At 34.5% G+C, this 11,445-nt stretch carries 8 protein-coding genes; 6 read left to right on the top strand and 2 right to left on the bottom strand.

From position 1 onward, the window contains the following. Both PLA12_13260 and PLA12_13255 read right to left on the bottom strand, forming a co-directional pair. A partial coding sequence (locus tag PLA12_13260) for an alpha-L-fucosidase (GenBank protein HOQ33461.1) occupies positions 1 to 1,388 on the bottom strand: 1,388 nt, incomplete at its 3' end. Positions 1,389 to 1,403: 15 nt separating this feature from the next. Further along, a complete protein-coding gene (locus PLA12_13255; protein HOQ33460.1) occupies positions 1,404 to 2,315 on the bottom strand; it encodes a response regulator in 912 nt (303 codons plus the stop codon). 172 nt (positions 2,316 to 2,487) lie between these two features. On the opposite strand from PLA12_13255, the gene PLA12_13250 reads away from it, so the two are divergent. The 6 genes from PLA12_13250 to PLA12_13225 all read left to right on the top strand — a co-directional run. Next, a complete protein-coding gene (locus PLA12_13250) occupies positions 2,488 to 4,986 on the top strand; it encodes a tetratricopeptide repeat protein (protein ID HOQ33459.1) in 2,499 nt (832 codons plus the stop codon). Positions 4,987 to 4,998: 12 nt separating this feature from the next. After that, positions 4,999 to 5,445: a hypothetical protein gene (locus PLA12_13245; GenBank protein HOQ33458.1), complete on the top strand. Its 447-nt coding sequence runs from the start codon at positions 4,999 to 5,001 to the stop codon at positions 5,443 to 5,445. Then, entirely contained in the window at positions 5,435 to 6,607 is a 1,173-nt protein-coding gene (locus PLA12_13240) for an ATP-binding protein (GenBank protein ID HOQ33457.1), read from the top strand. The genes PLA12_13245 and PLA12_13240 overlap by 11 nt, the downstream gene beginning before the upstream one ends. A gap of 32 nt (positions 6,608 to 6,639) precedes the next feature. Continuing rightward, positions 6,640 to 8,031, top strand: coding sequence for a sigma-54 dependent transcriptional regulator (locus tag PLA12_13235; GenBank protein ID HOQ33456.1), 1,392 nt, complete (start codon positions 6,640 to 6,642; stop codon positions 8,029 to 8,031). Positions 8,032 to 8,078: 47 nt separating this feature from the next. Next, positions 8,079 to 10,259 (top strand): tetratricopeptide repeat protein, encoded by a 2,181-nt coding sequence (locus PLA12_13230; GenBank protein ID HOQ33455.1) that lies wholly within the window; start codon positions 8,079 to 8,081, stop codon positions 10,257 to 10,259. Positions 10,260 to 10,273: 14 nt separating this feature from the next. Beyond that, positions 10,274 to 11,445, top strand: a 1,172-nt coding sequence (locus tag PLA12_13225) for a glycosyltransferase family 39 protein (protein ID HOQ33454.1), incomplete at its 3' end; no start/stop codon positions are given.

The raw sequence follows: 11,445 nt of genomic DNA, 5'->3' as shown, positions 1-11,445 counted from the left end.
TAATCTATTGTTGGGCAAGCAAGGGCTTTGTCTATTTGAATTTTTATCTCTTTGGTCTTTTGTTCGGGAATACAGTGGATTCTTTTATAACCAATAGTAGTTGCAGAACTTACCTTTTCCCACTTTCCTTTCTTATTTTTGACCCATACCGAATGTTCTTCTACCCTTTGTCCTAAGGAAATCTGCTCTTTTATAACTACACGGTCAAAAACAATGGGGGAAGTAAATTTTAATGTAATATATTCCGTTATATGATTGTCATCTGTAGCCCAATATTTATTATCGTTTTCCTTTAAGCACATTTCAGGAGCATACTCCGGAGCATTACCGCGGATATTACTTGCTTCCCAATCTGCTTTCTCTGCAAGATTTACTTTGAAAGTTTCGTCTAAGACTGAACGCCACTCCAAAAGGCGTTTCACATCCGGTTCCGGTAGATGACCGGAACGGTCAGGAGATACATTCAATAAAAGAACAGCACCTCTTCCTACAGAATAATAATAAATTCGTAATAATTGATTTAATGACAACAATCTATTCTCCCCGTCTGTATGAAAGAACCATTGTCCCTTTCGAATAGGGACATCACATTCTGCGGGATACCATACTTTCTTACCTTCTCTTTCTTGCACATTCCAGAGGGTTTCGGGTGCCAACCCATCCTCATTCCCTACCCAACGAATATCAGGTCCACAAATAGCAATTAAAGCATCCGGTTGTATTTCTTTAATCAATTTATAATAGCCCTCCCAATCATATACATGCCCTTTTGTGCCGGCACCATCAAACCACACTTCGAAAACAGGTCCATAATTGGTCAATAACTCTCGAAGAAGACTCTTAAAATATTCATCATAAGCTTTATTATCATTATAACGGGGTTCATGACGGTCCCAGGGAGAAAGATAAAAACCGAAATGGACACCGGCTTTGTTACATGCCTCTGCCACTCCTTTTATGACATCTCCTTGTCCATTTGCCCATGGAGAAAAACGGACGCAATAATCTGTGTGCGTTGTGGGATATAGAACAAATCCATCATGATGTTTGGCTGTTACTATTAAATAACCCATGCCCACCTTTTTGGCTACATCAGCCCACTGTTGAGGATTAAAATCCGTCGGATTAAAACTATCAGCAGGCTTTGTTCCATCTGTCCATTCTTCATTGTGAAAAGTATTAATCCCAAAATGGCAAAACATACCCATCTCCAGTTGCTGCCATTTGACCTGTTGAGGAGTAGGTATAGGATATAAAGGTTCCGGTGGGGTTACTCTGCTAAGAGAACAACATGTTGAATTTTTTTTGCAATCTGCATGTGTATTTGTTACACATACAATAGTTAGAGCAATAGCAGTAAAAAAACTCATTTTCAATAGCAGATTCATCTGACATTTCCCTCTTTATTTAAAATTAGCATTTCTTCGGTCGATGAGTATCTCATTATTAGGTTGCAATTTACATTGCATGTATAATTGTCTCAAAGAATCAAAAACAGATTTTGTTGATATAGTTGGATTGGAATTACAAAAAAGACCACATAGATAAAGAGTGAGTAAAGCATCTTTTTTGTTTTTTATTATTTCCACTGATAATTTATGATTGGAATATATCTCGGGTAATAATTCCTCCCACGACTTTTTCAAATCCTTCAAGAATATTTCCATATTTTTTGAAGGGACTAAACACATAAAATGTCCATTTCCAATGTGTCCTAATTGGTAATCTTTCCCAAAATAAGCATTTGCGACAGTTTTTATATGTCTTGCAAAAGTATTGATTATTTTTAATATATCTGCGTTGGAAAGAGTAGATTGCAAAGAGGGCAACCCGAATAATTCTATATAAACAAATCCACATGCTTGATGAAGCAAAATAGTTCTTTGTAGTTCCAGCCGTATGAAACGAAAACTTCCAAGCCCTGTATAAGAATCCACTAATGGGCTATTTTCAATCGAGGATACCAGAGTGTTTAGCCGAGACAGAAGTAATGATAAAGAAATAGGTTTTACTAAATAATCATCTCCCCCTTGAGAAAAACCATGTTCTAATTCTTCCGGGTCATTCATTGCTGAGAGAAAAATAATCCCCGTGTTATATACATCTCTATTAATGCGAATTTGTCGGCACAGTTCAAAACCCGAAGTGTTGGGCATCATTACATCAAGCAATACAACGGCAATTCCTTCCTTCTTTATTGTATCTACTACATGTTCCGGAGAATTCAAAACAAAACAACTGTAATTCTTTTGTTCTAAGGCTCGCTTCAACTGATTTGAAAAACTTACATCATCATCAACAACAAGTAATTTCACCAAATTATAATTCCTGAATTATATTTTATAAAGCCATTATTAAATATCATCATGTATATTTTATTTAAAATGGATATCTTTGAACAACTAATTATCTATCTCTGTTTTTGTATAATATCTTTGTACTGTTGTTTAATAACAAACTACAGGAGAAAACATATAGTTTCATTCTATGAATGGTGAAGAGAAAAATAAAGAAATTAATCCTCAGACTTCCCCTGAAAATACTGTAAATTCTTCAGCATCTAACCAAGAGAAAGGGGCTGATGAAGTATTAGACCAATCCTTTATAGATTCTCTTTTTCAAAATGCTAAACAAGAGTCATCAACATCTCCAACAGATACTCAACCCACAGAAATTCCTCCTGATTTGGCACAAAAAGTAGTCACCCCTCCTAAAAAGCAAGATAATGAAGTTTCATTACTCAGTCAAGATGAAATTGAGGAATTAATTGAATTAGCACGAAAAGAGGATAAAGAAAGACAAAAGAAGAAACAGGAAATATTAGAACAGATTACCAGCAAAGGAATGGCTCAACCTACTATAAAACCTGTTTCTAAAAAGAAAATTGATTTAAAAAAATTTTTTATTCCTATTGCCATCAGTTTATTCTTGGGATTGATTAGTGGCACATGGACATATATTTATCTTATGAAGAATCGTATAATTCCCTCAGAGGAAATACCACCAACATACACAAAAGACCTTGCCACAGCGAAAGAATATGCAAAGATACTCCTTGATGATAAACAATATTTAAACGCAATCTATGTATTGGAAAGGGCTTTGAAAAACAATCCGCAGGATTCTCCGGATAAGGCAGATGCTCAATTTCTTCTCATTAAGGCGAAATATCTTTCAGGAAGAATTAGTCCAGGAACAAAAGAATTCCAAAAATTAATTGATGATATGGAAACCGTAACCAAAGAAAATCCCAATCATCCAATGGCCCCTTATGTATTCCTCTGGAAAGGGAAACTTCATGAGGCGGATAATTTTCCATACCCTGCTATAGAAGCATACGAACGAATCGTTCAATCTTACCCGCAATTTGAAGAACGAGATGAGGCTTTGTTTGCATTAAATCGTCTTGAATTGCAAATGAATAATACCGTTAAATCAGCTCAGTGGGGACAACAATTAATAAAAGAGTTCCCTTCTTCCTCTTATGCATTAGAAGCTAGATTTAATCTGGCAGAAGTATATCGTTTAACAGGATTATTGGAAGATGCTCGAACGCTATACATCCGAATTGCGGATACAGCACCCGATACAGAAATAGGAGCTCGGGCCATACTTCGCATATCTGAGATGGCATACAAACAGGGTAGATATGAGCAAGCATTAATTCAGTTAGAGACAAAATTAAATCATATTCGTCAGTTCCAATATAATGATGAAGCCTATTTATTGTTAGCAAAAACATATAAGGAACTCGGCAGGTTAGAGGAAGCCAAAACGGCTTTGCAGGACTTATTAGTTTTCTTCCCTGATTCTAAAGTTCACCCTTATGCATGGGTTGAATTAAGCCAGATATACTATTCGTTAGGAGACAAGGAAAAAGCATTTCAAACGGCAAACGAAGCAAGTCTCTTATATCCGAATCATCCTGATGTTTTAGCAAATAAAGCAGACTTTTTAGCATTACAGGGCAATTCTTATGCTTCTGCCATCGCTTATCTTGAAGCAGAAAAAAACGGGGGAACCAATCCATCTTATTTATTAAAAGCAGGGCAACTATTGATGATAAATTCTCAACTTGAAGAGGCAATAAAAGCATTTGAAGAGTTAAAAGAACGCTATTATGGAACTAAAGAGGCATTAAAAGGAACAATTGAAAGGGCAAAATGTTTATATAAATTAGGAAAATTTTCTTCCGCTGTTTCTTTGTTGGAGGATTTGAAAAAATTAACTCCCCCTACGGAAACAGAATATAAAAGCATATTACAAGAATTATCGGCAATGTATTTGGAACTTGGTTTAAAAGAAGCCTCTGCTGAAATTGCAAAAGAGTGGTTCCAAAAAGCAGATAATCCGGACGAAAAAATAGAATCCGCCCTAATTTTAATTAATAATGACAATACAGATATGGTTTATTCCAATCTCTCATCTATAGATTTATCTTCTGTTAATAGAGAAAAAGCAGCAAAGTTTCTTTATTCACTGTCACAAAAATTATTAACGAAACTCCCATCAGAAGGATTAGCTCTTTTAGAACAGGTATATTACCAATATCCTGAATCCAGAACATCGGATATAAGTTATCATTTATTAGAAACATACATCAATACGGAACGAACAACTTCAGCAAGGCGGGTTATTCAGGACTGGGAAAATGAACTGGATACACAAAAAGAATCAATTCCAGATTTTATAGATGGAGAGATTTTGTGGGGCAATTATATGTTTGAAAAGCAAGAATGGGAATCGGCTTTACAGGCTTATAATACAGCCATCCAGATTTCCCAAAAAAATGAGGAACCGTTGCAGGGGAAACGGTTTCATACAGATTGGGCTAAATATCAGAGTGCAAATATCCTTGCCCAAAAGTCCTTATTAGAAGATGCTATAAAAATACTGGATGAGTTGATACAATCTAATTCGTCTTTAACATCCTTAGCCCAGGTAAAAGCAGAACAAATCAAACTTGAAATGATTGCAAGAAAATAAGAAAGAATAGAGATGTCATCCGCTAATAGAAATCAATCTCAAAATTTTATATATTGGTCACAAAGACAACAGGCATGGTTAAAATCGCAAATTAAATCCGCTGAACATCTAAAATCCTCATTAGAAAAAAATAACATAGATGAAGAATTAGAAAAAGAAATAAAAAAGCATCAAAAACAAACCGAACAACTAAATGTTTTGATACAGGAATATGATATTTTAAGGAAAGAAATGTCTCCTGATATATTACGAGAACAACACAATCAAGAAATTATCCAGATAATAAAAGAACTTATCCAGACATTGATAAAAATCAATGAGGAAATATATCAAATAGTATTAAAACAAAAAGAAAATCTTCAAAAAGAAATGGGCAATTTCTTCCCCTTAAAAAATCGCTTTGAGAAATACAATCTGCAGGGAAAAAACTTATCGGAAAATGTAGATTATGATGTCTAAATCCACAGAAAAAATGGTTTCTATTTCTCAGGGAGATTTAGAGAACCTTACAAAAGCATTAGAAGAATTTAATAAAACAAGTCAATCCTGGGAACAGGCTTATTCTTTACTACAAAAACGAATTTCAGAACTAAATCATGAATTAGAACTTAAAAATCATGAATTAGCAATGACATCAGAATATTTAAGTAATCTCCTTGAATCCATATCGGATGGTGTTATTGCAGTAGACTTAGATGATAAAATAAATCGTTTTAACCGTTCCGCTTCTATTATCTCGGGGTATGAATCTTCTGAAGTTTTAGGGAAATATTTCTCCGAGGTATTTAATCGTCCCTTTTCTATTGAAGAAAACAATAAAAATACTTACCAACTTTGTTCTAAGACAGGCAGGCTTATCCCTATCGCAGAACGGAACTCTTTAATAACAGATTCCCAAGGAAATGCGATAGGGAAAGTTAAAGTATTTCAAGATTTAAGTGAAATTCTCGAACTGAAGGCACATATCCAACACAAAGAAAGATTAGCCTTAATAGGAGAAATGTCCGCTACCATTGCCCATGAAATACGAAACCCGTTAGGAGGGATACGAGGATTTGCTTCCTTTTTAGCACAGGATTTACCTGAAGATGACCCACGACAAAGATTTGTAAAAAAAATAATGCAGGGAATCCAAATATTAGAACATACTATTAATGACTTATTGGAATATGCCCGTCCCATAGATTTGAAACAGGAACCAAGACCTTTATGTGAATTAATTCACTCCAGTTTAGAATTCTTATCCTATGATAAAAAAAATATATCCATTCTGGTGGAATGTCCTCCTGAGATAAAAGCCAACCTGGATTTTACTCGCATGAAACAGGTCATTTCGAACATTGTTGTAAATGCTGTTCAGAGTATAAGCAATCAGGGTCTAATTAAGATAAAAGGTGAAATAGAAAATAAATATGTGCGAATAGAAATAAAAGACAATGGCTGTGGAATAAAACCTGAAATACTACCAAAGATTTTTTCTCCGTTTTTTTCAACAAAAGAAAGGGGAACGGGTTTGGGATTAGCCTTGTGTGCTAAAATTGTGGACGCACATGGTGGGCAAATTAAAGCGGAAAGTACTGTGGGTGAAGGAACTACAATTACAATATGGTTACCTATATAAAAAGAAATTAAATAGTAAATAAGGGATAAAATATGCCGAAAGCGAAAGTTCTTGTAATTGATGATGAGTCTCTCATGCGTGAATTTATTGAGGAAGCCATGACCCGTGCTGGGTACCGTGTGGTAAGTTCTGGAAGTGGAGCAGAAGGGGTTGAACTGATTAAAACGCAGCCTTTTGATTTGATAATAACGGATTTAAAAATGGAACCTGTTGATGGATTGGAGGTATTACAAGCAAGTGTAAAGGTTTCTCCCGAAACACCTGTAATTATAATGACTGCCTACGCAACAATAGATACAGCCATTGAAACATTAAAAGCAGGTGCCATGGATTATCTTGTAAAGCCATTTACCCCAGAGGCTATTGAGATTGCAGTAAAACGGGCTCTGGACAAAGTCAAAATGAATGCAGAAAATAAGTATCTTCGTTCAGAACTTAATGCATACCTGGGACCTCCTGAAATTATCGGGAAAAGCAAAATTATGCAAGAACTGCATGAAAAAATAAATAAAATTGCTGATTCTCGTTCTACCGTACTTATTCGTGGTGAAACAGGCGTAGGGAAAGAATTAGTGGCACGAACCATTCACCTATTAAGTCCTCGAAGGGATAAGCCTTTTATAAAAGTGAATTGTGCCGCGCTTTCTTCTGGGATTCTTGAAAGTGAATTGTTTGGACATGAACGAGGTGCTTTTACCGGAGCGTATGAAAAAAAGATTGGTCGCTTTGAACTTGCTCATGGAGGGTCATTGTTGCTGGATGAAATAAGTGAAATTCATATAGACCTTCAACCCAAATTACTTCGGGCATTACAGGAACGAGAAATAGAACGGGTGGGTGGAACAGAAACTATATCCGTAGATGTTCGTATTATTGCTACCTCTAACCGAAATCTTGAAGACGCCATTGAAAAACATTCCTTTCGCCAGGATTTATTTTACCGCTTAAATGTTATTACGATTTATGTTCCACCACTTCGTGAAAGAAAAGAAGATATTCCTGAATTGGCAAATTACTTCCTAAAACGGTTTTCTAAAGAGAATGGAAGAAATGTTGATACTATTAGTAAAAAGGCTATGGAGCATTTTATGGAATATGACTGGCCTGGAAATGTTCGCGAATTGCAAAATATCATAGAACGTGCTGTTGTTCTTGCGGGCGACAAAAAAAGTTTATGTTTGGAAGATTTCGAGTTTCTTAAGATAAAGAACCGTTCCGAACATAACATCTCTCAGGTGGAACCAGGTATTACATTAGCAGAAATAGAAAAAAATATTATTTTAAAAACATTGGAACATTGTGGAGGTAATAAAACGAAAGCAGCAGAAATATTAGGTATTAGTGTTCGAACACTCCGAAACAAACTGCATGAATATGGAATGATTAAACCTCAGAAAAATCGAATGGAACGCATTCCAAAATAGAAATGACATCGAAACAACATCCCATTTTGAAAAACAAATCATAAAGTATGAAAAAAAAAGAAACAATATTTCTTCTTTTAATAATTCTTTTAGCACTTATTATACGAGTTGTTTACTTTTATCATATTTCCAAGCAACCCGAATTCTCCCACTTAATTGTAGACCCTCAATTTAACGATTACTGGTCACATAAAATACTATATAAAGGGAATTATCCATCTCCAACGGGAGATGACCCTATGATAGAAAATACTCCCTATGGAAGGCCTCCAGGATATCCTTTTCTTCTGGCTTTTATTTACTTCCTTTTCGGAGACAATTATAATTCTCCACGATTAATACAATTCTTTCTGGGAACTATAAATGTCTACTTAATGTATTACCTTGTTTCAAGGATTTTTGAAAACAAAAAAGCAGGTTTGGTATCAGCATTTTTAATAGCCATTCTCTGGGAATCTGTTTATTTTGAAGGAGAAATAAACTACCCTGTTTGGGTAATCTCCCTTACAATAATTCTTTTATTTACTTCTTTACGCTACTTGCAAACAAAAACAGTAAAATTTATAACCTTTTCAGGATTCTTATTAGGAATTATCGCTCTTTTTAGGCCCAATGGACTTTTATTATTGCCCATGTATATAGGGGTTATATTTTATATATCAGGGAAACAAAACCTAAAACAATTTTTTGTCCACGGCACTCTCTTCACTACATCTGTATTTATAACCATATCTCCTGTTTTAATCCGAAATTATATAGTCAGTAAAGAATTTTTTTTGATTTCTTGTTTCGGGGGGATAAACACATATATCGGAAATAACACACAATCAACAGGGGATAGCCCTACAGTTCCAGATATAATCCATTTGTGCGGAATTGATAACTGGGATTGTTTCAATTATCGTTTATTAGTAAAAGGACTCGGTATTAAGCAAGAAGGGCGAGATTACTCATTCAAAGAAGCTTCCCAATTTTTTTATAAAAAGGCTTTTGAATACTGGAAACAGGAACCTATTTCCGCAATTAAACTGACTATCCGAAAATTTCTGCTATTTTGGAGTCCTGCTATTGTTTCTGATGGGAAAGTCATTTACTACGACAGAGAATCATCATTTCTTCGTTTATTACCTGGATTTCCTTTATTGGTAGGCATATCTCTTTTCTCTTTGATTTTATTTATCAAGCAAAGAAACATATTAACTAAAGAATTTAAGACATTTATATTATTTACCCTTGTATGGAGTTTTGTTTATTCTTTTTCAGTTATTCCTTTTTTCATTTCAGAACGATACCGAATTCCTATTATTCCGCCATTATGCATTATAGGAGGAATTGGTTTTGTTTTATTTCTTAATGATGCTGAAAATCAAAATAAATCAAACAGAGTAAAAGAAATTATCCTTTGTTTGCTGTGTTTTACTATTGTGTATATGATACCTGTAAAATATGAGCCTGATATGGCTCGATGGTTCTATCACAAAGCAATCGTTTCTTATAAATCGCAGAACGAAAAAGACGCAATTTACTATGCCAATAAAGCTATCTCAAAAAATCCTGCATATTCAGAAGTCTATACCTTTCTTGGTATAATTTCCCTCAATCGTAATGAATTAAAAGAGGCAGAAAATTATTGTTTAAAATCTTTAGAAACAAATCCCGATTATGCCATGGCAAATAATAATTTAGGTTATATTATGGAGTTACAAGGAAAATTCGAACTTGCAGAGAAATATTACAGTAAAGCATGTGAATTATCTCCTATATATACTTTAGCATGGATTAATCTTGGAAGAATATATCTGTATTATCAGAATCAGTTAGATATGGCAAAAGGCTGTTTTGTAAAAGCAACTGAATTAGAACCTAATTCCTGGATGGGATGGTTCCATCTGGGAAATGCGTATATACAAAAGGGCGAATATTCCTCAGCAGAAATATCCCTGATAAAATCTCTCTCCTTAAATCCCAACAATGCCCTTATTTTTAATAATCTTGGTTATTTACATATACAAAAAAAACAATATGAAAAAGCGATAGAATATCTAAAAAAGGCTTTAGAAAACGACCCTCAATTTACAGATGCCATGTTTAATCTTGGAAATGCATTTAAAGAAATGAATAAACTTGAAGAGGCAGAATATTGGTATAAAAAAGTTTTAGAAACTGACCCTAAATACACAGATGCCCTAGATAAACTTAATGAGATAAATAAAAATAAAAACAATTAACCAAATAGAAAAATATGGATAACGAAAACAGAAAAAATAAAGATTGGGTAATTCTTGCTTGGATAATTCTATTTGCATTCTGTCTTCGACTTATCTATCTTTGGCAGTTAATAGATGCTCCGGACTTCATTGCCCTTCGACAGGACCTGGATGTACAGGATTATCAGGCAAGAGCAATGCTATCAGGGGATTGGACGGTTCGGGAGGGAGTTTCTGACCCACATATTCCGACCACACCTTATTATCGTCCTCCTGGTTATCCCTATTTCCTTATGATTGTATATTGGCTTTTTGATGGTTCCTATCTGGCGCCACGATTAATTCATCTCTTTTTGGGACTTGTTCATATTCTTCTAATATATTCCTTATCCAAAATTGTATTTAATAGAATTGCAGGCTTATGTGCATCTTTCCTTGTAGCGACTTACTGGGCTTTTATTTATTACGAGGGAGAAGTAAATGACCCTGCCCTATTCATATTTCTTGTTCCTTGCATATTGCTTCTTATTTACTATGCTGTTACTAAAGACTTTATTCTTTATTCCTTTTTCTCAGGATTACTCATCGGTATATACGCCATTATGAGACCCAATATCCTATTATTTATTCCATTTTTGTCATTATGGATTTTGTTCTTTTTTTATAAACAGAAAAAATCCATTAAGAGTTTACTGCATATCATCTTTTTAATAATTGCCACTTTTACCGTAATACTTCCTGTAACAGTTCGAAATTATCTTGTATCAGGTGAATTTGTGCCCATCTCTACTTATTTTGGTGAAAATTTGTTGATAGGGAACAGCGAAGATGCCGATGGAGTAACCCCCTGGCTACCTTATCTGCAAGAATTAGAAGGAACCGGAAACTGGTCTGTATGGCATTATGACAATGTGGTAAAAGGTTTAGGAAAATATTTAGGGAGAGAAGTTTCACATTCCGAAGCATCGAATATCTTTGCCAAAATGGCTATAGACTATATTATTCATCATCCATGGCGGACATTTTTACTCACCTGCAAAAAAGCCATTTTATTCTGGAGCCCTCAAGAAATTACCGAAAACAAAGTTGTAGAAGGAGAAAGACAACATTATATACCTCTAAAATATATGCCCCGTTTCCCTATCGTTTTAAGTGTATTTCTATTAGGTTTGTTCTTTTTGATAACAAATATATTTTTAAACAAAAC

This window comes from Candidatus Hydrogenedens sp., assembly GCA_035378955.1.
Lineage (GTDB): Bacteria > Hydrogenedentota > Hydrogenedentia > Hydrogenedentales > Hydrogenedentaceae > Hydrogenedens.
Note: the sequence above shows the minus strand (reverse complement) of the source record. Positions and strands in the feature narration are given on the sequence as shown.

What these genes read in the sequence shown, in the direction of transcription:
- PLA12_13250 (HOQ33459.1), top strand. Translation starts at nt 2,488, where the DNA reads ATGAATGGTGAAGAGAAAAATAAAGAAATTAATCCTCAGACTTCCCCT.
- PLA12_13245 (HOQ33458.1), top strand. Translation starts at nt 4,999, where the DNA reads ATGTCATCCGCTAATAGAAATCAATCTCAAAATTTTATATATTGGTCA.
- PLA12_13240 (HOQ33457.1), top strand. Translation starts at nt 5,435, where the DNA reads ATGATGTCTAAATCCACAGAAAAAATGGTTTCTATTTCTCAGGGAGAT.
- PLA12_13235 (HOQ33456.1), top strand. Translation starts at nt 6,640, where the DNA reads ATGCCGAAAGCGAAAGTTCTTGTAATTGATGATGAGTCTCTCATGCGT.
- PLA12_13230 (HOQ33455.1), top strand. Translation starts at nt 8,079, where the DNA reads ATGAAAAAAAAAGAAACAATATTTCTTCTTTTAATAATTCTTTTAGCA.